At 33.1% G+C, this 22,111-nt stretch carries 33 protein-coding genes; 26 read left to right on the top strand and 7 right to left on the bottom strand.

Annotation, left to right across the window (positions count from 1 at the left end; all coding sequences use genetic code 11):
• Window positions 1-329: 329 nt before the first annotated feature.
• A complete protein-coding gene (locus LNP81_RS25395) occupies window positions 330-605 on the bottom strand; it encodes a hypothetical protein (RefSeq protein ID WP_230040207.1) in 276 nt (91 codons plus the stop codon).
• 46 nt (window positions 606-651) lie between these two features.
• Here LNP81_RS25395 and LNP81_RS25390 point away from each other — a divergent pair, with 46 nt between their 5' ends.
• Window positions 652-810, top strand: a complete 159-nt coding sequence (locus tag LNP81_RS25390) for a hypothetical protein (protein ID WP_230040206.1) — start codon at window positions 652-654, stop codon at window positions 808-810.
• On the opposite strand, the gene LNP81_RS25385 is transcribed toward LNP81_RS25390, so the two are convergent.
• The 4 genes from LNP81_RS25385 to LNP81_RS25370 form a co-directional block, all read right to left on the bottom strand.
• Complete coding sequence (locus LNP81_RS25385) at window positions 805-1,062, bottom strand: hypothetical protein (RefSeq protein WP_230040205.1); 258 nt, start codon at window positions 1,060-1,062, stop codon at window positions 805-807. The two genes, LNP81_RS25390 and LNP81_RS25385, sit on opposite strands and share 6 nt — an antisense overlap.
• 62 nt (window positions 1,063-1,124) lie before the next feature.
• Window positions 1,125-1,433, bottom strand: a complete 309-nt coding sequence (locus LNP81_RS25380; RefSeq protein ID WP_230040204.1) for a hypothetical protein — start codon at window positions 1,431-1,433, stop codon at window positions 1,125-1,127.
• Window positions 1,434-1,549: 116 nt separating this feature from the next.
• Window positions 1,550-2,038: a hypothetical protein gene (locus LNP81_RS25375; protein WP_230040203.1), complete on the bottom strand. Its 489-nt coding sequence runs from the start codon at window positions 2,036-2,038 to the stop codon at window positions 1,550-1,552.
• A gap of 61 nt (window positions 2,039-2,099) precedes the next feature.
• Window positions 2,100-2,804, bottom strand: a complete 705-nt coding sequence (locus LNP81_RS25370; RefSeq protein WP_230040202.1) for an XRE family transcriptional regulator — start codon at window positions 2,802-2,804, stop codon at window positions 2,100-2,102.
• 290 nt (window positions 2,805-3,094) lie between these two features.
• Between LNP81_RS25370 and LNP81_RS25365 the strand changes: the two genes are divergently transcribed.
• The 25 genes from LNP81_RS25365 (at window position 3,095) to LNP81_RS25245 (ending at window position 20,271) form a co-directional block, all read left to right on the top strand.
• Window positions 3,095-3,376 (top strand): hypothetical protein, encoded by a 282-nt coding sequence (locus tag LNP81_RS25365; RefSeq protein ID WP_230040201.1) that lies wholly within the window; start codon window positions 3,095-3,097, stop codon window positions 3,374-3,376.
• 22 nt (window positions 3,377-3,398) lie between these two features.
• A complete protein-coding gene (locus LNP81_RS25360; protein WP_230040200.1) occupies window positions 3,399-3,623 on the top strand; it encodes a hypothetical protein in 225 nt (74 codons plus the stop codon).
• Between the two features lie 99 nt (window positions 3,624-3,722).
• The gene (locus LNP81_RS25355) at window positions 3,723-3,953 is read left to right on the top strand and encodes a hypothetical protein (RefSeq protein ID WP_230040199.1); all 231 of its coding nucleotides are present in this window, start codon (window positions 3,723-3,725) and stop codon (window positions 3,951-3,953) included.
• A gap of 73 nt (window positions 3,954-4,026) precedes the next feature.
• Window positions 4,027-4,248: a hypothetical protein gene (locus LNP81_RS25350; RefSeq protein WP_230040197.1), complete on the top strand. Its 222-nt coding sequence runs from the start codon at window positions 4,027-4,029 to the stop codon at window positions 4,246-4,248.
• A gap of 2 nt (window positions 4,249-4,250) precedes the next feature.
• A complete protein-coding gene (locus LNP81_RS25345) occupies window positions 4,251-4,472 on the top strand; it encodes a hypothetical protein (RefSeq protein WP_230040195.1) in 222 nt (73 codons plus the stop codon).
• A gap of 155 nt (window positions 4,473-4,627) precedes the next feature.
• On the top strand, window positions 4,628-6,634 hold the full coding sequence (locus tag LNP81_RS25340) for an AAA family ATPase (RefSeq protein WP_230040194.1): 2,007 nt from the start codon (window positions 4,628-4,630) through the stop codon (window positions 6,632-6,634).
• Window positions 6,634-6,843, top strand: a complete 210-nt coding sequence (locus LNP81_RS25335) for a hypothetical protein (RefSeq protein ID WP_230040193.1) — start codon at window positions 6,634-6,636, stop codon at window positions 6,841-6,843. Before LNP81_RS25340 ends, LNP81_RS25335 begins: the two co-directional genes overlap by 1 nt.
• Before the next feature lie 5 nt (window positions 6,844-6,848).
• On the top strand, window positions 6,849-7,919 hold the full coding sequence (locus LNP81_RS25330; RefSeq protein ID WP_230040192.1) for a recombinase RecT: 1,071 nt from the start codon (window positions 6,849-6,851) through the stop codon (window positions 7,917-7,919).
• A gap of 2 nt (window positions 7,920-7,921) precedes the next feature.
• Window positions 7,922-8,662, top strand: coding sequence for an MBL fold metallo-hydrolase (locus LNP81_RS25325; RefSeq protein WP_230040191.1), 741 nt, complete (start codon window positions 7,922-7,924; stop codon window positions 8,660-8,662).
• 5 nt (window positions 8,663-8,667) lie between these two features.
• Complete coding sequence (locus tag LNP81_RS25320; protein WP_230040190.1) at window positions 8,668-9,108, top strand: hypothetical protein; 441 nt, start codon at window positions 8,668-8,670, stop codon at window positions 9,106-9,108.
• Window positions 9,109-9,168: 60 nt separating this feature from the next.
• Window positions 9,169-9,756 carry a hypothetical protein gene (locus LNP81_RS25315; protein ID WP_230040189.1) on the top strand — a complete coding sequence of 196 codons (588 nt, stop codon included), beginning with the start codon at window positions 9,169-9,171 and terminating at the stop codon, window positions 9,754-9,756.
• A 2-nt stretch (window positions 9,757-9,758) separates the two neighbouring features.
• The gene (locus tag LNP81_RS25310; protein ID WP_230040187.1) at window positions 9,759-10,919 is read left to right on the top strand and encodes a DEAD/DEAH box helicase; all 1,161 of its coding nucleotides are present in this window, start codon (window positions 9,759-9,761) and stop codon (window positions 10,917-10,919) included.
• A gap of 5 nt (window positions 10,920-10,924) precedes the next feature.
• On the top strand, window positions 10,925-11,662 hold the full coding sequence (locus tag LNP81_RS25305; protein ID WP_230040186.1) for a DUF7833 domain-containing protein: 738 nt from the start codon (window positions 10,925-10,927) through the stop codon (window positions 11,660-11,662).
• Window positions 11,619-12,488: a P-loop NTPase family protein gene (locus LNP81_RS25300; RefSeq protein ID WP_230040185.1), complete on the top strand. Its 870-nt coding sequence runs from the start codon at window positions 11,619-11,621 to the stop codon at window positions 12,486-12,488. The genes LNP81_RS25305 and LNP81_RS25300 overlap by 44 nt, the downstream gene beginning before the upstream one ends.
• Window positions 12,489-12,496: 8 nt before the next feature.
• Window positions 12,497-12,721, top strand: coding sequence for a hypothetical protein (locus tag LNP81_RS25295; protein WP_230040184.1), 225 nt, complete (start codon window positions 12,497-12,499; stop codon window positions 12,719-12,721).
• A 1-nt stretch (window position 12,722) separates the two neighbouring features.
• Entirely contained in the window at window positions 12,723-12,944 is a 222-nt protein-coding gene (locus LNP81_RS25290; protein WP_230040183.1) for a hypothetical protein, read from the top strand.
• Window positions 12,941-13,378, top strand: coding sequence for a hypothetical protein (locus LNP81_RS25285; protein WP_230040182.1), 438 nt, complete (start codon window positions 12,941-12,943; stop codon window positions 13,376-13,378). Before LNP81_RS25290 ends, LNP81_RS25285 begins: the two co-directional genes overlap by 4 nt.
• Window positions 13,379-13,456: 78 nt before the next feature.
• Window positions 13,457-13,711 carry a hypothetical protein gene (locus LNP81_RS25280; protein WP_230040181.1) on the top strand — a complete coding sequence of 85 codons (255 nt, stop codon included), beginning with the start codon at window positions 13,457-13,459 and terminating at the stop codon, window positions 13,709-13,711.
• Window positions 13,689-16,199, top strand: a complete 2,511-nt coding sequence (locus tag LNP81_RS25275; RefSeq protein ID WP_230040180.1) for a DNA methyltransferase — start codon at window positions 13,689-13,691, stop codon at window positions 16,197-16,199. The genes LNP81_RS25280 and LNP81_RS25275 overlap by 23 nt, the downstream gene beginning before the upstream one ends.
• Entirely contained in the window at window positions 16,196-16,603 is a 408-nt protein-coding gene (locus LNP81_RS25270; protein WP_230040178.1) for a PcfK-like family protein, read from the top strand. The genes LNP81_RS25275 and LNP81_RS25270 overlap by 4 nt, the downstream gene beginning before the upstream one ends.
• A gap of 2 nt (window positions 16,604-16,605) precedes the next feature.
• Complete coding sequence (locus LNP81_RS25265; protein WP_230040176.1) at window positions 16,606-17,961, top strand: PcfJ domain-containing protein; 1,356 nt, start codon at window positions 16,606-16,608, stop codon at window positions 17,959-17,961.
• The gene (gene dnaN / locus LNP81_RS25260; protein ID WP_230040175.1) at window positions 17,958-19,073 is read left to right on the top strand and encodes a DNA polymerase III subunit beta; all 1,116 of its coding nucleotides are present in this window, start codon (window positions 17,958-17,960) and stop codon (window positions 19,071-19,073) included. The genes LNP81_RS25265 and dnaN overlap by 4 nt, the downstream gene beginning before the upstream one ends.
• Before the next feature lie 170 nt (window positions 19,074-19,243).
• A complete protein-coding gene (locus LNP81_RS25255; protein ID WP_230040174.1) occupies window positions 19,244-19,417 on the top strand; it encodes a hypothetical protein in 174 nt (57 codons plus the stop codon).
• Window positions 19,418-19,419: 2 nt separating this feature from the next.
• Window positions 19,420-19,722 (top strand): hypothetical protein, encoded by a 303-nt coding sequence (locus tag LNP81_RS25250; RefSeq protein ID WP_230040173.1) that lies wholly within the window; start codon window positions 19,420-19,422, stop codon window positions 19,720-19,722.
• Between the two features lie 48 nt (window positions 19,723-19,770).
• Window positions 19,771-20,271 carry an ASCH domain-containing protein gene (locus LNP81_RS25245; RefSeq protein ID WP_230040172.1) on the top strand — a complete coding sequence of 167 codons (501 nt, stop codon included), beginning with the start codon at window positions 19,771-19,773 and terminating at the stop codon, window positions 20,269-20,271.
• 541 nt (window positions 20,272-20,812) lie between these two features.
• Here the strand turns inward: LNP81_RS25245 and LNP81_RS25240 are convergent.
• Window positions 20,813-20,995, bottom strand: a complete 183-nt coding sequence (locus LNP81_RS25240; RefSeq protein WP_230040171.1) for a hypothetical protein — start codon at window positions 20,993-20,995, stop codon at window positions 20,813-20,815.
• Between the two features lie 53 nt (window positions 20,996-21,048).
• Entirely contained in the window at window positions 21,049-21,927 is an 879-nt protein-coding gene (locus LNP81_RS25235; protein ID WP_230040170.1) for a septum formation initiator family protein, read from the bottom strand.
• Between the last annotated feature and the right edge of the window lie 184 nt (window positions 21,928-22,111).

Here is a 22,111-nt window from a genome sequence, read left to right as displayed (position 1 = left end):
TCAGTCGAACTATTTTTTAACTTATTGGTTTATAGCCGGTTAAGGTGTTCGATTCCCAACAACTCCTTTTTTGGTTTTAATACTTTCGATAATCTAAAAAAGAATATTTGTTAAAAGAATAAGAATTGTAGTGATTTAAGGATTTAAAAATGAATGTTTTTGATAATAAAATAAAAAAGGAAGGTGTTCGACACCTTCCTTTTTGTGGAGTCGCCGGGAATCGAAAACTACACCATGTAAATTCTGAATTATAAATGACCGTATTTATTGACTTTACAAACAAATTAAAATAGGTTAATATTCGTTTTTGTTCACTTTTTTGTTCACTGCTAAACTTCGCTAATTTCAATGCTTCCAGACATATTGAAGACTTTTTTATCAGTGCCAAAAATCCAATTTGCATTGACATTATATTTATAAACGATGTTTTCTATATGAGTTACTGTAAAGTGATTTGTTCCATTCTTAATTTTTGAAACTGTTTGTGGAAGAATATTTATTTCTCTACAAAAGTCTACTTCACGATTAACCTTGTTCTGAAATATAAGAACATCAATTAGGCGTAATATTCTTTTATCTATAGTATTTTCTTTATTTAGAACCATTTTAAATAGTACATTTGTTTAACTATTATTATAAAAACACATCATTATGGAAAACGAAGGTCAAATTAAGAGAGAAGACATTATTTCAAATGAAGCTTTGGAATGGGGAAATGAATATGCAAAAACCGTAAAAAAGGTAATTAGGCTGAACAAAAAATTTATAAAATCCACTAAAAAAATAAAGAAGATTTTAAAAAAATTATAGACCTAGAAACTGTTTTTGCTTTTCGCTTATATAGCTGTTTATAAATCCTGATTTCGCGAATTCATTTGCTTTTTCAGGATTTTCTGAGTTTAAATAATTTAAGCATTCATCTACTGATTTTTTCGTAATAGCGTCTAACAAAGATCCAAGTGAGGTTTGATCCTCAAGTTTATTTCCGGTTCTCTTATATACAACCTCTGCAAATCTTGCATCAATGATTTCTCTGCATTTATCTTCTATTCTTTCGATCATGATTTTATTTTTGTAATTCTTTTATCGGTGTTTTGCGTTTTATTCATTTTGATATTTAAGAACTATTCTTGAAATCTTAAAAAATTAAATGTTTTATCACTTACAACAACTTTTTGATTTAAAACCGTCGCATTAAATTGGTTTTTTGCTCTGAAGGTATATGCAAATTCAATTTCATCTTTTGGAAAAAGCTGAATGTTTGTGGCGTTTATTTCCTCCTTGGTAATCATAATTTTTAACTCATTATTTTTTCTATCTCGCTGATATTCTTTTAACATTCGTTGCAAGTCGTTTAGTCTCTTGTTGGCGTTTTCACGAGCACTGGTGTCAACCGTAAAACTGACAAATTCGTATGATTCAGGATCGTTCAATTTGCTTAACAGTTTACCCTCTGCTTCTAGTTTTAATAAGTCTATAGGCTGACTTGATTTATTGTGACAGTTATACAAAAATGTACACAAGAATAATAGTAGAATGTTTCTCATATCTATTCAATACACTTTAATTGTTGTCTAAATTTATTTGCTCGTTTTTCTTTAACCGGTTTGTCAATGTATCCATCAGTTGTATAAAATCTGACTTTAGTTATTTTTTCATCCAAGAATCTTTGATAAATTTCATCCGAAATATTAATACTTTGAGTTACGTATTGACTAGCTACTGCGCCAGGAGTTGTTTTTGAAATTTCGTATTTTGGAAATAACAAGACAATAGGATCACCTTTATCTGGTAAGAACATCAACTTTGCACCATCGCTTATTGCAAAAACTTTAAAAGATCCTAATTCTATGCTTAAAAATTTTGCATCATTAATTTTTATTAATGTGTAGGCAATATTTTCGGCAAGCCATTCAGATTTCGTTTCTAGAACTTTGTGTTTGGTAAATTCATCCACTTCGTTCCTTTTGTATTTACAATCTTGACTGTGAATTATTAATGAAGTAAAAAGAAAAGTAATTAAGTAAAATTTTTTCATGGTTGTTATTTTTGGTCGAACTTAGTTATTCCGGAGTTTTATATTGTACGGAAATCCGTAACTATCTTCTATTTCTTTTTCTTTGGATGTCTACGATGTTGAAAATCTTTGTCACATCTCTCAGGTCCATGTCAAAATCTTCGTAGTAATCGTTAAGGGAATGACAAGTGATGATCCCTTTTTCAACGTCATGCTTAATTATTCGCTTTACACAAATCCCGTTGTCTTTGTGTACAATTACAAAATCCCATTTGTTTATGTGTAATTTACTTTTCCAAAAATCTTTTCTAACATTTCGGCATAATAGAATGTCACGCTCGAGATAACTTTCATGTGTTCCGTCATCCATACTATCACCTTTTACTTCAAAGCAGATATAGTCACCTTTATGTTCTTTTTCCACTAAAAAAGGAATTTTCGGAAGTTCTTCAATATATGTTGGGTCGTTAAAACCATTTAGATAGCCGCCATATGCGTACTGATTCACTAAAGGAACGTACATCAGATTTTCGGCCACGTGATTTACGACTTCATCTTTTAGTAGCTCTTTTTTACGTTCAACCTCACCTTCACCGGTTAGAACCCATTTTAAATTGATATCTAATACTTCTGCAACTTTATCTAATTTTAGACTATCAGGATTTCCAATATTGTTAAGATAATTTTTTATTGTCGTTGGGTGGATACCCGTTGATACTGCTATTTTATTAGGGTTTAATCCGTTTTCTTTCATTTTTAAGCTTAATCTTTCTCCGATTGAATCCATTTTATAATTTAGAATGATTATAAATTAGATATTGTTAGATTAAAAATATCTAATTTTAGTTATTTATATCTAATATTAGATATATATTTGCTCTGTACAAATGACGAATGCAAATGTACTAAAAAAGTTCTTTGAAATACTGAATACGAAAAAATGTAAGTAAAAAGCTCTGTGGGTTTAAGAAAACCTTTTTGAGAATGAGCTGAAAAATAAAAATCGAATACAGGTTAGCCGTTGCGAGTAAGTCGTAGCATCGAAGCGACAACGGCGCAATTTCAAAATACTATATCATGAGAAAATCAATATTTAAAAAAGCGTGGGAATTATTTAGAAAGTTCCAAATGACATTTTCACAAGCTTTAATTGAAGCTTGGAAACTTGCAAAAAGAGAAGTACTGATAAAAGCATACAATAAAATTCCTTCAACTAGAAGCTTTCAAAAGAAAAAAGCGGAAGCTAAAAAACTTTGGCAAACGATTGAAACAATAACATATCCGTGGAGAGGTCAATTTGTTGCAGATAACACTGGAGCAGCAGCTTATTACGGAGCAGGTAGATACTCTGGAGATTAACAAAATATAACATCATTTTAATATGGCAACAATTATCAAAAAAAAGAAAAAGCTTAAAGATGAGATTTATAATATCATCAGGAATGATATTCCATTACGAGCGAAACTTGCTAACGCATTAAATATTGAACGTGATTCTGTATATGGAGCTGCAGTTCGAAAATCTACAAAATTCAGTTTGCCTTTTGTTTTGGATATTATTTCAAAACATATCGGCAAACCAAAAGAAGAATTAACCGATGTCTAAGTTAGTATCAATCGAGGACTTTATTCTGTTTTTCGCAGCCTTAATTGTTCTTCTAGGCTTTATTAACATCATTTATTGGATTTCTAAAAAGATAAACAGATGGCACTAAAAACGATAACAATACCTCTGGAAACATACAAATGTCTGCGGGGACATTTAGAAAAGGCGAATGAAATTTTCAATAGCCTGGGAATGGCCGGGGGGCTAGCAAGTGAGAGCAAGCCTCCTAAGCCAGAACCTAAAGAAACAAGATCACAGAAAGTTAATAAATACAAAGAATTAATCGGAAGTGGTAAACGGGTTAAAAAGCCTGAGCATTTAAAGAAATAAAAAAAAGCCACTTGACAGAGTGGCTTTCGCAAATAATTCAATCACGGACCTCGAATCCTTAATACAAATTATTATGAATACAAATCTAATACAAAGATTCTGCAATACCACATTGTCGAATGATAAAACAAAATTTCTTTTAGGGGAATGCTTAAAAAAGGCATTTGATGATGCTATCTCCGATCCTATAGAATCTGAAAATATTTTGGCTTTAGCCTGGAAGTTTCAAGTTCCTCAATTTGATGAAATGTTTGAAGATCATCAAAATCACGATTATCCACCTTTTACATGTTAGTTATGGAAATCAAGAAAAACCAAACTTTTAAAACTCCGGTAGGATTGTTTTTAAAAGTACAAACTGTTCGTGAATCAGGTTTGCACACTCTAGTGCTAATTGATAAAAAAGGCAAGGCAATCCCGGAGAAGCGAAATACTCGCGGTCATGTTATCCAACGAACTGAGCGCTTATGCACAGAGGAAACTATTAGATCATTTAAAAAAGTTTCGATATGTCATTAACCAAATCCAAACGAGAACAGGAGCTTTTTGACTTCTACAAAAAATACTTGAAGGATCCTTCTTTAATTGATGAGAATGTGATCAAAGCTTATAAGCACGATGTAAAACACATCAGGAACTCTAAAAAATAATAATATCATCTAATTCTAATAAAAATGAAAACAATTGAAATTAAAGGATTGATCCTTACCAACTTTAAAGGAATCGTAAAGTTAAAAGTAAACTTCCAACACAATACTGATGTTTTTGGCGCTAATGGTACCGGAAAATCTACAATATATGATGCTTTTTTATGGTTGCTTTTTGGTAAAAATGCAGAAGAGAAAAAAGAGTTCAGCATTAAAAACACTGTTGATACGTCGCTTAATAGACAAGATCATGAGGTTGAAGGCTTTTTAAATGTAGATGGTGACGATATTACTCTTAAAAAAATATACAAAGAAAAGTGGGTAAAAAAGCAGGGAGAAGAAATTGCAAAATATACCGGAAATGAAACTCTTTACTATTATAATGAGGTTCCAATGAACCAAAAGGAATTTCAAGCGAAGGTTTATTCTATACTGGACGAAACTGTTTTCAAACTGATCACTAATCCTTTTGCGCTTAATTCTATGAAATGGCCGGACCGTAGAACAATTATTACACAAATGGCCGGTGAGTTTACAAACGAACAACTCGCAGCTGGGAATCCGGAGTATGAAGCCTTGATCGCAAATCTTACTCAAGGTAAAACGATGGAAGATTATTTAAAGCAAATCAAAGCCAGCGTTAAAAAATCAAAAGATGATCTGAAATTGATTCCAACTCGAATTGATGAGGTTTCAAAAACAAAACCACAAGCGTACGATTTTCAAAATCTTAAAAATTTACTTTCTGCTAAAGAATCGGAGCTTGCAAGAATTGATGAAAGTATTCAAGATAAATCAAAAGGTTTAGAAAGAATTTTAGAAGCGAATGAAACGGCACAAAGATCAGCATCAAGTCTAAGATCTGATATTTCAAATATTGAATTTGAAACTAGAACGAAAGCTAATAATTCTGTAAAAGTGGATACTTCTGTTTTGGATGGTTTACAAACAAATCTTCAAAATAAAAAGGCTGAGTTGCAAACCGCTTCAAATGGCTTGGTAACAGTTAAAGGTTTAGTTACAGCAAAAGAATCTGACTTAAAAGCTTTGGAAGTTACCATTCAAAACAAACGTAATGAATGGACCAATGAAAATGGAAAGGTGTTGACATTTGAAGAAAATTCTTTTTGCTGCCCAACTTGCCAACGTGCTTTTGAGGAATCAGATATTGAAACTAGAAAGACTGAAATGTCTAACAATTTTAAGACTGATAAATCAAACAAACTAGCAGAGATTAACCGTCAAGGCGGCTTGCTTGCAACTCAAAAAGCAAACCTTGAAAAAGAATTGGCAGACTTAAAAGTGAGAGTTGCAAACGGCGAAACCTTAATAGCAAATTTGAATACTGATATCAAAACAATTGAAAGCAGTATTGAAACTGAAACATCTAAATCTTCAAGTGCAACGCCAGTTGATATTGAAACGATTTACGCTGAAATGTTAGCTTTTAATACTGATTACAGTTCTAAAAAATTACAGCTAGAAACGGTTGAAAAATCAATTCTAGAAGTTCCAAAAGTAGACGATGCGCAATTGAAAGAAGACAGAAAAGCTATCGTTTCTGATATTGATGGCATCAAAACTAATTTAAGAAACGAAGATCAACTAAACACAATCAATGCTCGTATCGATGCTTTGAAAGCAGAAGAGACAAGATTAGCTCAGGAGATCGCCGGAGTTGAAAAAACTCAATTCTTAATTGAACGATTTGAAAAAGATAAGATGTCGGCAATTGAAGCAAATGTCAATTCTAAATTCAGAATTGTAAAATTCAAAATGTTTGAGGATCAAGTTAACGGGGGCGAGAATCCTGCTTGTGAAATCCTGGTTAACGGTGTTCCTTTTGCAGATGCAAATACTGCTTCAAAAATAAATGCCGGTATCGACATTATTTCTACTCTATCGAAATTCTATCAAGTATCCGCTCCAGTTTTCATTGATGGCGCTGAATCTATCCATTCTATAATGGACACGGAGAGCCAATTAATAAGATTGGTAGTTAGCGAGCCTGATAGCAAAATCAGAATTGCGTAATGACTGACTACAGAGTCAAAAGAGACTCCGATGGAATCCTTACAGAAAATTGTAAAGAAAACATCGGAGTTAAAATTGGAAGTTTTGATTGTACGGCCAATTGTCCACATAATCAAAACACCAAAAAAGAAATTCAAGAACAGGCTTTCGATTTGAAAATCGTAAGGTGTCCAAAACTTCAAAGTAATCAATTAACAATCGAAATATAATTAAAATGAGCACAGATATAAAAGCTGCAGAACCTGCAAAAACGGAATTAGCAATTACACAACCGTCACAAAGTGAAAGATTCACAAATGCTGTAATGAAAGAGTTTTCATCAAATAACGGAGCAGTTACTTTAACTCCTTTTCAAAAGAAACTTTGCCAAAACTACTTTATTAAAGTTGATCAAACGCTAAAAGATAACGAAAAGAAGAGATTGGCGAAAGATGAACGATATCGAGATGGATTAGCTTTTACATGGGAAAATGTAAACATGGCTAAACTTGCCACTGACGTAATCGCTTATTCAAGCGTTGAGTTAGATCCTACTCAACCAAACCACATTAGTATTGTTCCATATAAAAACACAGCAAACAATAAGTTTGATATGGGTTTTCTCATCGGTTACCGAGGTATGGAGATCAAAGCGAAAAAGTATGGTTTGGAAGTTCCAAGTGACGTAGTTTATGAGTTGGTTTATTCGACGGATAAGTTTAAGCAGTTTAAAAAAGATATGAATAATCCGGTTGAATCGTACACATTAGAGATCACTAATGATTTTGATCGTGGTAAGGTTGTCGGAGGTTTTTGGTATCACGAATTTAAAGATGCTCCTGAAAAGAATAAAATTAAGGTCTTTTCTTTAAAGGACATTGAAAAAAGAAAACCAAAGTATGCTTCGGCTGAATTTTGGGGAGGAGAGAAGGATATTTGGGAAAATAAAAAGAAAGTTGGAACCGAAATAATAGAAGGATGGTTTGAAGAAATGGCCATTAAAACAATTTCCCGAAATGCTTATAACGCGATCACTATCGACAGCAAGAAAATTGATGATAATTATTTGGCTATTCTTCAAAAGGAAAATGAAATGAATGATTCAATCATTCAAAATCAAATTGATGCCAACGCAAACAAAGAACCATTAGATTTTGAAGATGCTGAAATGGTCGATGATAAACTTTTGGAAGTTGCCGGAACAACAGTAATAGATCAAAAAGCTAATCAAGATCCGGAACCTGAAAACGCAACTCAGCAAACCTTAGATATAGATCAATCACAAGGTGATGGACCAGGCTTTTAATTATGAAGTTAAAAGTAATTTCAACAGGTAGTATTGGCAACGCTTACATTCTCGAATCAGAGAATGAAGCGTTGCTTATAGAATGTGGTGTCAATATTATGGACATCAAAAAAGCATTGAATTTTGATTTTAGTAAAGTCGTAGGCTGTCTTGTTTCGCATGAACACCAGGACCACGCTAAATCATTTGATGAGGTCATGGGTTTAGGCATTACAACTTATACCGGTGCCAAAACTACTCAGTTCCTAAATCCAGATAACTTTCACAGATCACTGACAATTGCATCAAAAGAGATTGTGAAGATCGGAAGCTTTAAAGTAATGGCGTTTGATGTCAAACATGATGCAGTTGAACCTTTAGGTTTTTTGATAGAACATCCGGAATGCGGCAAAGTGCTTTTCTTAACCGATACCAACTATTGCGAGTACACTTTCAAAGGTTTGAACAACATCATAATTGAGGCTAATTTCTCTAAAGAAATTATCGATAGAAAGTTTGGTTCAGATAGTGGAAAGGAATTTCTAAGAAATAGGATTCTGAGATCTCACTTCTCCTTAGAAAACTGCAAAGAAATGTTGGCGGCAAATGATCTTTCAAAAGTCAACAATATTGTTCTGATTCACTTATCAGATAGCAATTCAAATGCTAAACAATTTCAAAGAGAAGTTTCAGATCTGACTGGCAAGAATGTGACAGTGGCCGAAAAGGATTTAATAATTGATTTCAACCTAACACCCTTTTAAAAATTATGCTTTACAATCCAGAAAAACCGATCGATGTCCAGAGAGCTATTGAAAAGTTCAAATATTTTGTAAAGCATAATAAAGTATTTGAACTATCAGCAAAGAAAGTTCCAAAGACATATCCTCAATTAAAGTATGCTCATCTTATTATGTCCTGGTTCGCATTAGAATACGGCGAACAACTTGAATACATAAAACTTGAGTATTTCAAAAAGCTTGTTAATCCTGCCATTTTTAAATATGATTTTATTAACCATAAAACTGGCGAAATACGAGTTGAGTACAAAAGCTTGGCGAACATCACTAAAGATGAACTAACGTTAGCAATTGATCGATTTAGAGACTATTCAAGCAAAGAGGCTGGTATATATCTTCCAGAACCTAAAGACTTAGCTATTATCAGAGAAATAGAAATTCAGATTAAAAATAACGAGCAATTTTTATGAATCAGCAGGAAGGGAAATACAAAGAATATTACTTAAAAATTAACCAATAAATAATAACTCATGACTAAGACGATAACTATCAATTCAGATAAATTTGTTCAAGCTTTAGAGAAGATTTCAGAAAAAGAAGTTGAAATAAAAGGTGCTTCGATAAAAGACGCACTCTGCACTTATTCTTACCAGCTGCTAAAAGGACCTACTAAAGGCGATACACTAAGCCGAAATGGAGCGCACATTGTTCACGATGATCTGCAAATAAGATTTGATCAGCTCGATGTTTTTTTTGCTCATCTGGATGATGCTTACACAGGAAATACGAATGTTACTCCACTGGGAGAATTAGAAGCTGAGATTGAAACTGAGAAATACCATGTTACCGGATTTAAGATTTCAGGTGTAGAAGAAAACAAGTCCGTTGTCCTTTCCGGATGGAAAGAGGTAACTAACGGAATAATAAAATTCGATGCACCAAAAGTTAAATACTCAAGTGCTTATTTATATATCAGCGACTTGAAAGAAAGAGTAGAAAATGCTCTTGATGAGGTGGAGCAATATATGAATGGTAAGACAGCGCCGCAAGAAGATCCTAATCAAGTTAACATGTCTTTTGAGGAAGAACATGCTGCATTTGAAAATGCCAAACTTTAATTATGGCTTTTCAATTACGACCTTATCAAAGTGACTCCATAAATTTAAGTGTTGACTTTCTCAAAGATAATACTAAAGGAAATGCTTTGGTAATACTTCCGACAGGATCTGGAAAATCAGTTGTAATTGCTAAAATTTTGGAACCGCTGGAGGGCAAAACTGTTGTTCTCCAGCCTTCAAAAGAGATTTTAGAACAGAACTATGAAAAGTTTTCCAATTACGGTAAGGCATCCATTTATAGTGCCTCTGCAGGTGAAAAAAGAATTGATAAAGTTACTTTTTGCACGATCGGGAGTATCATTAACAAAAAGCATCTTTTTAAAGGATTAAAAAACATTCTTATTGACGAATGTCACCTTGTTAATTCTGATGCCGGAATGTATATTGAATTTATAAGAGCGTTTCCCAATGCTAAGGTGTTGGGATTAACAGCAACTCCTTATCGATTAGATCAAGCTTCTACCGGTCCGCAACTTACCTTCTTAACTAGAAGTACACCGGCAATATTTGACAAAGTTCTTTACTATGTTCAAAATGATGTACTGTTTAATGCCGGGTTCTTGGCGCAATTGGAATACTACAATTTTGATGTTATTGACCGAAGCAAATTAGAAGTTAATAGTTCTGGAACCGATTTTACGCAAACATCCTTAAGAAGATATTACAAGTCCATCGACATGCCTTCACGAATTGTCAGAACAGCTCTAACGATTCTGAGTAAAAGAAAAAATATATTGATCTTCTGCTCCTTAATTGAAGAAGCTAAAGCAGTTCAAAAGCGCATACCAGGATCCGAAATTCTAACTGGAGAAACAAAAACAGAAGAAAGGGAGCGAATCTTAAGTCAGTTTAAAAAAGGCATTATAAAGTGCCTTATAAATGTTGGAGTTCTAACAACGGGATTTGATTATCCAGGACTTGAAGCGGTTCTTATGGCCCGTTCTACAATGTCGCTTTCCTTGTATTATCAAATTGTTGGCCGCGTTATGCGAATCTTCACTTATCCTGATGGTACTAAAAAGACAGGTTGGTTCGTAGATATGGGAGGTAATGTCAACTTCTTTGGAAAGATAGAAACAATGCAAATTAAGGTTGATTCTGAAGGCAGGTTTGCTATCTGGAACAATGGCCGGCAACTAACCAACGTACCATTTAAAAAATAGAAAATATGGCTGATGATAAACTAGATTACTTCAAGCTTATGCGTGATTTTTGGGAGTTTGCTTTTAAAAACCCTGAAAGTATAAAGCCAAACCATTGTGCTGTGTATGCCTATGCTGTAGAACACTGTAATCGTTTAGGATGGAAAGAGAAGTTTGGTTTTCCAACCTCAATGGTTTTAGATTATGTTGGAATTAAAAGCTACTCAGTTTATAAAAAAACCTTTGATGATTTGGTTCAATTTGGTTTTTTCGAAGTAATAGAATATAGCAAAAATCAGTATTCAGCCAACATAATTGCTTTGAAAGAAAATAACAAAGCACCTATCAAAGCACATGCGAAAGCAACCCCAAAAAGCGAAGAATGCTTTGAAAGAAAATTACAAAGCACATGCGAAAGCACCTATCAAAGCACCTTACAAAGCACGGAGAGTATAATAAAACAAGAAAACAATATAAAACCTTTAAAACCTCTTTCTAAAAATGAAATTTTTGGAGATGAAGTTTTACAAGATCAAATTTGGTTAGAAGCAATTTCGATGCAAAATCGAGTTGCATTAGAAAATGTTAAAGATTGGATTTTAAAATTCAATCAAAAATTAATTGTTGAATGTGATTTAAAAATTAACAAACAAGATTATGCCGGACATTTTTCCCGGTGGCTTCCAGGAGAAATTTTAAAATCAAAAAAAGTAAACAAAGATGGAAACACAAAAGGCACGGGAGGATTTACTAAAAATCGATAATGTATTAATTCCCATTATTGGAATTCACAAATACAACGAGTTAAAAAGCTTCAGTAGTGATAAGTTAACCGAAGATCAAAAAAGTCAAATTGCTGCATACGAATCCAAAAACTCAGAAGCTACAGAGGAACAGATCGCATTTCGTGCAAAATATGTTGAAATAGTTCATCGCCCAAAATCAAAACCGAAATTTTCAATTACAGCGAGAAGGCTTTACAATCTTTTCAAAGCAAATTTTCAAAAAATATGCGAAAGGCCATTTATCAAAATCGAGGGTGTTACGATAAAAAACTTAGAGCCTTTGATTTATTATTTTTCGAGAGATGAGCGCTTTTTCAAATGTGAAAATTTATCGAGAATTTCCGAACCAAGTTTTGATAAAGGTCTTCTGATTATTGGCAATTATGGAAATGGTAAAACATCAACAATGAAAGTTTTCGAGCATATTTTCAAAGGTGTTCCCGGAGTGGGATTTAGAAGTTTTTCGGCAAATGAAGCGGTAACAATGTTCGAAAAATTATCAAGTGATCTCGACCGGGATAACTTTGAAAAGATCATGTGGCGTGGAATTATAAACTTCGATGATTTAAAAACAGAACGTATCGCTAGCAATTACGGCAAGGTTAATATTTTCAAAGAGATCCTCGAAGAGAGATATCGCCTTAAATCAAAAACATTCCTGATTTGTAACTTCAAAGAGGGGTATGAAGATGATCTGCAAGCTGCAATTGATGAAATCGGCGAAAAGTATGGTGGCCGTGTCTGGGATAGGATTTATGAAATGTTCAATATTATCGAATTCAAAGGTAAATCCTTTCGAAAATAATTGGCCTGATGAATCACATTAGCCAACGCAATCTTTTAGAAGTTCAACTTAAAAGCTTCAAAGATTTTGTCCCTTTTTGTCCAAATGATTCGCTTCAGCCGTTGCTTCAGGAAATTACAAAAATTCATGATCGACTGGAAAAAATAAGAGAATTTACAATTGAACAATTGGTAGAAGAGGTTCATTACCACTACGAAACGCGTCAAAGCAAATCTAACTTTAGAACTATTTAAAATGGGAAATATAGAAATTGTATCTGACTTGACTGCAATCAAGAAGCAAATTGCAGAATTAGGAATGAAGTATGTTGAAAATCAGATGCCGGTATCATTAAGTGATGTTGGATTAACCCTGAGGCCATTTACCAGTATTGATACTTCGATCGACCAGGCTATTAAAAAACTTAGTTCCGGTAATGTTGGTCTAATTCCAAAATCAAGCACACTGAAATCATGATCAAGCAAAAAGAAAAGTTTATTGTTGGTATTGATCCGGACGTTGATAAATCAGGAGTTGCTTTTTTAAGTGGAAATCAGTTGCAATTGGATAATCTTACTTTCTTTCAGCTTTTTGATTACTTCAACGAAATGAAAAAAAAATATCCTGGGCTTGAAGTTTATGTCGAATGTGGATTTTTAAACAAATCAAATTGGCATAAAAAAAGTGATAGATCAGCTGCTTTTAATTCTAAAATTGGTGAGCATACTGGAGCAAATTTTGAAACAGCGAAAAAGATTGTTGAAATGTGCGAATACTTAAAGATCACTCACTATAAAATCAAACCAACCAAAAGTAAAATAAGTAACGATTACTTTAAAGCGATCACCGGTTACACTGGTAAAACTAATCAGGAACAAAGAGATGCATTTATGCTGATTTTTGGAAGATAGTTGATCGATTCAATCCAAAACATTTTTAAGGCTCTCGATATCGAGGGCTTTTTTATTGCCTAACCACAAAACATAAATATGGGAAATATTATCATCGATAAAATCGAGACTGAAAAAATAGTTAGATCTGTCTGGGTCGCAAAAACTACAATCTATACTCCAACTAAAACCGATATAGAAATGAAAGGAGAAAGCGAGATTAATGCTTATGAAAAGCTAATGCTCTTTTTAAAATGCGAGCAAAAACCAAAAGAGGTTAAAACGCTGCCGAACGGAAACAAAATCTATCACTTTAAAAAACCAACTACAAATGATGAATCAAAAACCTTATAAGGAATTTTTAGAGGATAAGATTGTTGTAGCTGACAGCTACGGTGTAGAAATAGACCGATCAAAAATAAATCCAATCGCTTTACCTCACCAAAAAGACATTATTCATTGGGCCATTAATGGAGGTCGAAGAGCGATTTTTGCCAGCTTTGGTTTGGGTAAAACATTGATGCAGCTTGAAATTGCCAGATTAATTATCGAATTGACAGGAAAACCTTTTCTTATTTGTATGCCTTTGGGAGTTATTGGAGAATTTAGAGATGATAATAATCTTTTAAGTACCGGTTTTGAGATAAAGTACATTACTGATACGGATGAGGTCGATGATCTGGAATTGGCGATTTATGTAACCAATTACGAGCGAGTTCGAAAGGGAGATATCACACCCGACTGTTTTGGAGGTGTATCTTTTGATGAGGCAAGTATCTTGAGAAATCTTAAGACTGAAACTACAAATTACGTTTTAAAGCACTTCAAAGACATCAATTATAGATTTGTTGCAACAGCGACGCCCACGCCAAATGATTTCATTGAGATATTAAATTACGCCGATTATTTGGGAGTTATTGACCGAGGTCATGCGCTTACACGATTCTTCCAAAGAGATTCTACAAAAGCCGGACATCTTACACTTTACGAAAACAAAAAAGAGGAGTTCTGGAAGTGGGTTTCTTCTTGGGCAGTGTTTATCAATAAGCCGTCAGATCTTGGTTATGATGATACCGGCTACAATCTCCCGAAATTGAACTTTCACGAAGTTGAAATTGATAATACTGTAGAAGGAGTTGTCACCAATAAAGAAGGTAAAATTGTTTTATTCAAAGACACAACTAAAAGTCTTGTTGATACTTCTCGCGAGAAAAAAGAGAGCATCGAAATTAGAGTTCAAAAAACGTTTGATCTAGTAAATAATGAACCCAATGCTAATTGGATTTTATGGCACCATCGGGAAGCTGAAAGAGATGCCTTAGAAAAGAAGTTTAAAAAGTTTGAACTAAAATCGGTTTACGGTTCGCAATCCAATATCGAAAAAGAAAATTTACTAATCGATTTCAAGCATTCTAAGTTTCAAATACTTTCTACAAAACCAGAAATAGCCGGTAGCGGATGCAACTTTCAACACGCTTGCCACAATATGGTGTTTGTTGGTATAGATTACAAGTTTAACAACTTCATTCAGGCCATTCACAGATGCTACAGATTCAAGCAAGAATTTGAGGTGAATGTTTACGCAATCTTCACAAATAACGAACGTGAGGTACTTAAAACCCTAAAAGAGAAATGGCGCAAACATATCGAATTACAAACTGAAATGATCAACCTGGTCCGTGAGTATGGACTTAACTCAGATAAAATTACAGCTGATATGAAAAGACAAATTTTTGAAAATAAAAGAAGTGCGATCATCGGAAATGCAAAAGTTTTCAATGATGATACTGTTGCCGTCCATGAGCAAATGCCGGATAATTCTACGGACATGATTCTAACGTCAATTCCTTTTGGTGATCATTATGAATACTCAGACAATTATAATGATTTCGGCCATAATAACGGTAATGAAGAATTTTTTAAACAAATGGATTACTTAACTCCAAATTTGCTTAGGACTTTGAAGCCTGGTAAAATTGCAGCAATCCATGTCAAAGACAGGATCCGTTATTCATATCAAAACGGAACTTCATTTACTACAATCGATGATTTCTCAGGTAAGACAGTTTCGCACTTTGTTAAACACGGTTTCTATCTTGTTGGAAAGATCACAGTTACAACGGATGTTGTTCGTGAAAATAATCAAACATATCGTCTCGGATGGTCGGAACAATGTAAGGATGCTACAAAAATGGGTGTTGGCCTTCCTGAGTATGTTCTTCTTTTTAGAAAGCGACCAAGCGAAATGAACAATGCTTATGCTGATGAGCCTTGTATAAAATCAAAAGACGAATATTCAATTGACAAGTGGCAACTTGATGCTCATGCTTACTGGAAATCATCCGGTGATAGATTTATGAGTTATGAAGAATTAGCTGCATCTGATATGAAATCTGTATTTAATCGCTGGAGAGAATTTGACAAAAAGAATATTTATAGTTACGACGAGCATTTGAAAGTATGTAATGATCTGGAAAAATCAAACAAGCTAAGCCGTTTATTTATGACTATTCCCCCAACATCACCAACTGATATGGTTTGGACTGATGTCAATCGTATGAATACTTTAAATGCTAATCAGGCAAACCGAAAAAAGGAAAAGCATATTTGCCCGCTTCAGCTCGATATAATATCTAGATTAATTAATCGATTTACAATGAAAGGCGATGTTGTTGATGATCCTTTTGGCGGTTTATTCTCTACAGCTTACAAAGCACTTGAAATGGAACGCAAAGCGATATCTGCAGAGCTGAATCCAAGCTATTATGATGATGGTCTTTTTTACCTGAAATCTATCGAGTACAAAATAAATGTTCCAACCTTATTTGATTTAGCAATATGAAAACCACAGATAATTTTAAAAAAGTAATAAGCGACCACCTTGAATTGGTCGCTTCAAATGATGCATTATTTGCAGAAACATTAAAAAAAGAAAGCAAAAATATTGAGGGATGCGTTAATTATATTTTATCAGAAGTTCAGAAAAGCGGTTGTTCGGGATTTACAGATGATGAAATTTTTGGAATGGCGATTCATTATTATGATGAAGATAATATTAAGCCTGGGAAATCTTTTTCCGGAAATGTCGTAGTGAATCATCATGTTGAGCTTACTGAGGATGATATAAAGAAAGCAAAGGAAAAGGCTATCTCACAAGTTGTAACTGAAGAAAAGGAAAGATTAAAAAAGAAAGCAAATCTAAAAAAACAAGATGCAACTCAAACCGTTCAAGCTGAATTATTCTAGGTATGGAACCAAAAACTAAGCAAGAGATTAGGATAGTCGAATTGAGTAGTAAGCTTCCTAAATTAACCGAAAAGCAATTGAAATATCCCGAAGACAATTTATTTCGAACATGGGGATCATTTTCCAGAAACAGAGTTCATTGTCTTGAATGTGGACATTCATGGAAAGAAGATTCTCCTACATGGCATAATGAAATTGTTGAGCCTATATGTCCCACTTGTAGTTCAAAATTGAAAATGTTTAAATACAATTCAACTCTTTTTCAAGAGATGAATTATTTCGCAATATTAACCAAAAAAGAAAATTATCAAGTTGTTAGAATGATAGCTTCTTATAAGTATATGAGGAAAAATCAACCACCGACTTATTTTAGTTGCGAAGTTATGCAACATTGGATTGATGAAAATGGAGAGGTCCGATCTTTGGCAAAGTTTACTCAAACTATGGGAGCAAGAGGTTGTTATGATCTCTGGATTCACAACAGCAGGATGGAAATTAAACCTAAAAGATTTGTTTACGATAATAAGTATAAACTTAATCCTTATAAAATTTATCCAGAAAGAAATATTCATCCCTTAATTAAAAGGAATGGTTTTAAAGGACATTTTTACGATATAGCTCCGCAAATATTTTTTTCCTATTTATTAAAAGATTCGACGACTGAGTTTTTATTAAAAACTAAACAGACAAACGTTTTAGGATTCCATCTTTCAGATTCCTCATATAAAGTAAATGGGTATTTAGATTCTATAAGAATCTGTATTAAAAATGGATATATAATTAAAGATTTTGTAACCTGGAAGGATTACGTTGATTTACTAAAATACTTCAATAAGGATTTGCGGAATGCAAAATATACATGTCCCGACAATCTTGTTAACGCTCACGATCGACTAATAAAAAAGAAGCGTTCAATTCAAAGAAAACAAAAGTTATCTGAAATGAAAGCAGAAATTGAGAAGTCTCAAAAGAAATACGAAAGCGAAAAAAGACCTTTTCTTGGTTTAGAATTTAAGGATAAGGAGATAACTGTGAAAGTGATTTCAACAGTTGCTGAATTTATGGAAGAAGGAGATAACCTTAGCCATTGCGTCTTTACAAATGAGTATTATAATAGACAGGAATCTCTAATATTATCTGCAAAAATTGGAAATAATAACATCGAGACGATCGAAATATCCCTTTCTAGTTTCACCATCAAACAATCTCGCGGCAAAAAAAATAAAGCTACTAGATATAATAAGCGAATCATAAAACTTGTAAACCAAAATATGGATCAGATCAGATTGATAATTAAGCAACAAGAAAAACTTGAAAAACGAAAAAAAACTATTAACCATTCAAATACTAAAATATGAAAATCACTTTAAATAGTAAAAATTTACTCGACAAGCTTTTAATTTTAAACGGTGTTATTAATTCGTCAAATACGCTTCCTATCCTGGATTGCTTTTTATTTGATATTGATGGAAATGAATTAAAAATCACAGCTTCTGACTTAGAAACAACTATTAGTTCTACTCTAGAAATTACCTCATCCGACAAAGGGTCTATCGCGGTACCATCTCGAATGTTGATCGATATTTTAAAAGCTTTCCCAGAGCAGCCGCTTGACTTTTACGTCAAAGATAACAGTACGATTGATATTAATTCCGATGCGGGAGTTTATTCGATAGCTTATGCGCTTGCAAAAGAGTATCCGCAAGCTGTTCTGATCGAAGATCCTCAAACCGCGACAATCAATTCCAAGATTTTAGGAAAGGCCATCAGTAAAACAATTTTCGCAACTGGTACCGATGATTTAAGGCCGGCAATGACCGGAGTGTTATTTCAATTTTCACCTTCCGGATTAAATTTTGTTGCGACCGATGCACATAAGTTGGTGAAATATCAAAGATCAGATATTACATCTGCAGAGGAAATTGATTTCATTGTTCCAAAGAAACCTCTTAATGTTCTAAAAGGAATTCTTTCCACGTTGGATATCGATGTTGTGATTTCCTTTAATCAAACAAATGCAATTTTCACTTTTGAAGATTATGTTTTAATGTGTCGTTTAGTTGATGCTACTTATCCAAAGTATGAAAACGTAATACCAAAGGAAAATCCAAATAAAGCAGTGATCAGCAGATCAAAACTTTTAAGTTCTGTAAAGTGCGTTTCTATTTTCGCAAATAAAACTACAAAACAAATTCGCTTTAGGTTTACTGGCAACGAAATTAACCTTTCGTCTGAAGATGTGGACTATTCAAACAAGGCAGATGAGCGCTTAAATTGTAATTACGAAGGTCAAGATACTAAAATCGGTTTCAATGCGAAATACCTGGCTGAAATGATCAGCAATTTAAGTTCAGAAGAAATCAACTTCGAATTTTCTTTACCAAATCGAGCTGCAATTTTAACTCCTATTGATGATAAGGATGATCAAGAAAAGATATTAATGTTGATCATGCCGTCCCTAATAAACTAATATAAATCCTTTTTCTATAGAAGAATCTTTGCTTGTCGGCAAGGTAGCTAGTTATAATGTGTTAAGATTGGGAGAAAAAGGGAAACGTTTCATTAACCCAATCAAATTATAATCAGACTTTTTAACCGCCCGTAATTGGGCGGTTTTTTATTAGCTAAATACGAAATGTGATGAAAAATAAAAAGATTCAAAAAATTAATAAAAACACACAAGAATTAATCATTGAAAGATGGCAGTCCAGCAGATTAAATTCTATTCCTGCTATTGCATTGGAGTTTGGATTAAAGCAGCATGTTATTAAAGCGACTGTAAATAATTATTTATCAACTCAAATAACAACTTAATCATGAAAAAAGATAAGCCAAAATTATATTTTAAAACTATTGATGATACATTTTGCAGCTCCTTAGAAAGTCACTTGCAAGATGCAAAGAATGAAGGTTTAGAAGAAGTTACTTTGATCGAGGCGGATCCGGATAATGACAATACAGACTTTACTTGGTGTACAAGTGAAGGGGAATGTGTAGAAAGACATATGTGTAAAAAATCACAATGTTCTAGCTATAATTCAAAATCGGGCAGGGGCGTATGTTCAGACCGTGGCAACTTATATAAGCATGGCGATGAGGTATCTTTTAAAATAGAGTAGTTAAATCATAAGTGGTCGATTTTGACCACTTATAAATAAAATCATATTATGAAAGCACTTTCAGTAAAGAATCCTTGGGGTTATTTGATTGTACTCGGAATCAAAGACATTGAAAATAGATCCTGGCGTACTAATTTCAGAGGGACATGCTATATTCATGCATCCGGACAAATTTACCCATTCTTCAAAGGAAATAATTTGGCTTTTCCTAGTGATCAATGGGCGGAAATAAACAAAGTAATTGATCTGAAACTTCCAGGTGAAAAAGAAAAGTTTTTTATAACCTCAGCAATTATTGGCGAAGTAGAAATAATTGACTGCGTTCAAAACCATCCGTCAATTTGGGCAGAAAAAGCAGATCCCGAAAAAAAACCAATTTGGAACTGGGTTCTTGCAAATCCGGTACTTTATGATAAGCCTATCTTAAATGTTAGAGGTAAACTTGGTTTTTGGGATATTGAACTTGATGTTTGTAATTATTGTCTTCAGTGGTGTAAAAAACTGGTAGATGGTTTTGGATGTAGAGAGTGTTCTGAAGTATATCGTTAACGTTTATCAAACCATTTTTTTCGTATTTCAGTTACAATCATTCCAGATACTAAAAGAAAAAATGAAAGGGCTATTATGCTTCCTATTAGGTAAGTAAAGAAGATGATAATGTTTCCGGTTAATTTTAGAAAGTAATGAAGTAACCAACCTATTAAAAGCATACCGACATTAAACAAAAACAAGAGAATTATAACTCGAACGATCTGATATAATATTTGTAAAAATTTATTCATAATTTCAGAAGCGGGTATGAGCAAAAAAACAATTTTATTAAGAACTGGTAGCATTGCTACCAGATTAAAGCTAATTTTTTTTTTCAGCTTTAATAGTAAATACTCCTAACAAGTTAAAAGAAAATTTACTGTATCCGGTAGCAGCAAGAACCAGAATAATCACAGTTGCACAAAGCGCAACTCCTCCAATTACATATCCCATATTTCATTTGATTATTTTTAGCAAGCACAAAAAGAAGCTGCATTCTCTTTGATAGTAACATAGTTAAAAAGTACTTAATCTTTGCTTAAGGCAGCAACTTTTTAAATTAAGAATTGCTTTCTGCTTCTGTAATTTTTCTTAAAATCACTTCGATTGTCTCATTTGTGTGAATTTCGTTGCCGGCAGTAATAATGTGCCTACGATCTTTTCTGTCAAATACATCTACAATATAATTTATATTAATGTAATGAATACGGTCGTTTCCGTCACTTATTTTAATTAGTTTCATTTATTAGTATGTTTTTGTGGTTAAGAGCTAAATATAAGGTTTTATATTAATTATTACATTTTTTTGACAGTAATTTGAATATAAATTAAGATAAATCTACCTAATCTTGTAAGTGTGACTAGTTGATTATTCAAATTTACTATTCCTAAATCTATAAATCGATTTAAATTATCGGGGTGTACACTTAGCATTGGAAAAGCCTTATGCTCTTTGCCATTACCAAACATAGTTTTTAGCGTGTTTCTTTCATCTTCTGTTAATTTTGGTAATGTCCTCTGTATCGTAAAATTAACATCTGGATCCAACACGAAGTCCAGCTCGTCTTTATTTTCGTATTTATGAATTGTTTCTGTGATACTGCTTTTTAGGGCAATAATTTCTTTATCTTTTTGTTGATTTAATTTTATTAGTTCATTTTCCTTTTCAAGTGCGAGATCTCCTCTTTCTAACCATCTTTGATGGTCTAGTTTATTGAGTTCGGTTAGATCTTTAATTTCCTGCTGCAGACTTTCTATTCTAGCCTGTAGATTATTAATTTCACTGGTACCGGCTTTTGCATCGGCAACTTGTCTTTCTAGTGCCGCATAATCTCTTTCTTGATGTAAGTCACCAGTTCGTTTAGCTTTTTTTTCCTCTGCTCTTTTTTTAGAATATTTCCCTAACAGAAAATCTATAATTAGATTTATGTAGGGTAGTGGGACTATATAGAATAATGCAATTCCGATTGGAATCAATAAATTTGGCCATTTACAATAATTATCTTCAATCCATTCTATTCGACAATGAACAGGCCATTCCGAGTAAAATAGAATTGCAAATACTCTCCAATTAAAAATTAAGAAAGAAATTATAAAGGAACCAACTAAAGGACTTTTTATTCTCTCCGTTGAGCTGTCATAGATATTTTGAAAAAACTCCTTAATTGTCTCCATTCATTTTTTAATTTTGGCAAACATAGGATTTAAATTGAAGTTTCCAAATAACTTACAATAGTGTGAAGCAAAAACAGGTATAAATACCTGTTTTTTCAATGGTCAGTTTTACACTTCATAATTTAATAAAATAAAACTGTATGTTTGCTAAAATTTGATAGCAGAAGATAATTATGGAAATTTT

Origin of the sequence: Flavobacterium piscisymbiosum (genome assembly GCF_020905295.1) — a bacterium.
Taxonomy (GTDB): domain Bacteria; phylum Bacteroidota; class Bacteroidia; order Flavobacteriales; family Flavobacteriaceae; genus Flavobacterium; species Flavobacterium piscisymbiosum.
The sequence above is the reverse complement of the archived record's forward strand: the minus strand, read 5'-3'. Positions and strand labels throughout refer to the sequence as shown.

Excerpts from the sequence above, each read along its gene's own strand:
- LNP81_RS25395 (WP_230040207.1), bottom strand. The coding sequence starts at position 605 with ATGGTTCTAAATAAAGAAAATACTATAGATAAAAGAATATTACGCCTA.
- LNP81_RS25390 (WP_230040206.1), top strand. The coding sequence starts at position 652 with ATGGAAAACGAAGGTCAAATTAAGAGAGAAGACATTATTTCAAATGAA.
- LNP81_RS25385 (WP_230040205.1), bottom strand. The coding sequence starts at position 1,062 with ATGATCGAAAGAATAGAAGATAAATGCAGAGAAATCATTGATGCAAGA.
- LNP81_RS25375 (WP_230040203.1), bottom strand. The coding sequence starts at position 2,038 with ATGAAAAAATTTTACTTAATTACTTTTCTTTTTACTTCATTAATAATT.
- LNP81_RS25370 (WP_230040202.1), bottom strand. The coding sequence starts at position 2,804 with ATGGATTCAATCGGAGAAAGATTAAGCTTAAAAATGAAAGAAAACGGA.
- LNP81_RS25365 (WP_230040201.1), top strand. The coding sequence starts at position 3,095 with ATGAGAAAATCAATATTTAAAAAAGCGTGGGAATTATTTAGAAAGTTC.
- LNP81_RS25360 (WP_230040200.1), top strand. The coding sequence starts at position 3,399 with ATGGCAACAATTATCAAAAAAAAGAAAAAGCTTAAAGATGAGATTTAT.
- LNP81_RS25355 (WP_230040199.1), top strand. The coding sequence starts at position 3,723 with ATGGCACTAAAAACGATAACAATACCTCTGGAAACATACAAATGTCTG.
- LNP81_RS25350 (WP_230040197.1), top strand. The coding sequence starts at position 4,027 with ATGAATACAAATCTAATACAAAGATTCTGCAATACCACATTGTCGAAT.
- LNP81_RS25345 (WP_230040195.1), top strand. The coding sequence starts at position 4,251 with ATGGAAATCAAGAAAAACCAAACTTTTAAAACTCCGGTAGGATTGTTT.
- LNP81_RS25340 (WP_230040194.1), top strand. The coding sequence starts at position 4,628 with ATGAAAACAATTGAAATTAAAGGATTGATCCTTACCAACTTTAAAGGA.
- LNP81_RS25335 (WP_230040193.1), top strand. The coding sequence starts at position 6,634 with ATGACTGACTACAGAGTCAAAAGAGACTCCGATGGAATCCTTACAGAA.
- LNP81_RS25330 (WP_230040192.1), top strand. The coding sequence starts at position 6,849 with ATGAGCACAGATATAAAAGCTGCAGAACCTGCAAAAACGGAATTAGCA.
- LNP81_RS25325 (WP_230040191.1), top strand. The coding sequence starts at position 7,922 with ATGAAGTTAAAAGTAATTTCAACAGGTAGTATTGGCAACGCTTACATT.
- LNP81_RS25320 (WP_230040190.1), top strand. The coding sequence starts at position 8,668 with ATGCTTTACAATCCAGAAAAACCGATCGATGTCCAGAGAGCTATTGAA.
- LNP81_RS25315 (WP_230040189.1), top strand. The coding sequence starts at position 9,169 with ATGACTAAGACGATAACTATCAATTCAGATAAATTTGTTCAAGCTTTA.
- LNP81_RS25310 (WP_230040187.1), top strand. The coding sequence starts at position 9,759 with ATGGCTTTTCAATTACGACCTTATCAAAGTGACTCCATAAATTTAAGT.
- LNP81_RS25305 (WP_230040186.1), top strand. The coding sequence starts at position 10,925 with ATGGCTGATGATAAACTAGATTACTTCAAGCTTATGCGTGATTTTTGG.
- LNP81_RS25300 (WP_230040185.1), top strand. The coding sequence starts at position 11,619 with ATGGAAACACAAAAGGCACGGGAGGATTTACTAAAAATCGATAATGTA.
- LNP81_RS25295 (WP_230040184.1), top strand. The coding sequence starts at position 12,497 with ATGAATCACATTAGCCAACGCAATCTTTTAGAAGTTCAACTTAAAAGC.
- LNP81_RS25290 (WP_230040183.1), top strand. The coding sequence starts at position 12,723 with ATGGGAAATATAGAAATTGTATCTGACTTGACTGCAATCAAGAAGCAA.
- LNP81_RS25285 (WP_230040182.1), top strand. The coding sequence starts at position 12,941 with ATGATCAAGCAAAAAGAAAAGTTTATTGTTGGTATTGATCCGGACGTT.
- LNP81_RS25280 (WP_230040181.1), top strand. The coding sequence starts at position 13,457 with ATGGGAAATATTATCATCGATAAAATCGAGACTGAAAAAATAGTTAGA.
- LNP81_RS25275 (WP_230040180.1), top strand. The coding sequence starts at position 13,689 with ATGATGAATCAAAAACCTTATAAGGAATTTTTAGAGGATAAGATTGTT.
- LNP81_RS25270 (WP_230040178.1), top strand. The coding sequence starts at position 16,196 with ATGAAAACCACAGATAATTTTAAAAAAGTAATAAGCGACCACCTTGAA.
- LNP81_RS25265 (WP_230040176.1), top strand. The coding sequence starts at position 16,606 with ATGGAACCAAAAACTAAGCAAGAGATTAGGATAGTCGAATTGAGTAGT.
- dnaN (WP_230040175.1), top strand. The coding sequence starts at position 17,958 with ATGAAAATCACTTTAAATAGTAAAAATTTACTCGACAAGCTTTTAATT.
- LNP81_RS25255 (WP_230040174.1), top strand. The coding sequence starts at position 19,244 with ATGAAAAATAAAAAGATTCAAAAAATTAATAAAAACACACAAGAATTA.
- LNP81_RS25250 (WP_230040173.1), top strand. The coding sequence starts at position 19,420 with ATGAAAAAAGATAAGCCAAAATTATATTTTAAAACTATTGATGATACA.
- LNP81_RS25245 (WP_230040172.1), top strand. The coding sequence starts at position 19,771 with ATGAAAGCACTTTCAGTAAAGAATCCTTGGGGTTATTTGATTGTACTC.
- LNP81_RS25240 (WP_230040171.1), bottom strand. The coding sequence starts at position 20,995 with ATGAAACTAATTAAAATAAGTGACGGAAACGACCGTATTCATTACATT.
- LNP81_RS25235 (WP_230040170.1), bottom strand. The coding sequence starts at position 21,927 with ATGGAGACAATTAAGGAGTTTTTTCAAAATATCTATGACAGCTCAACG.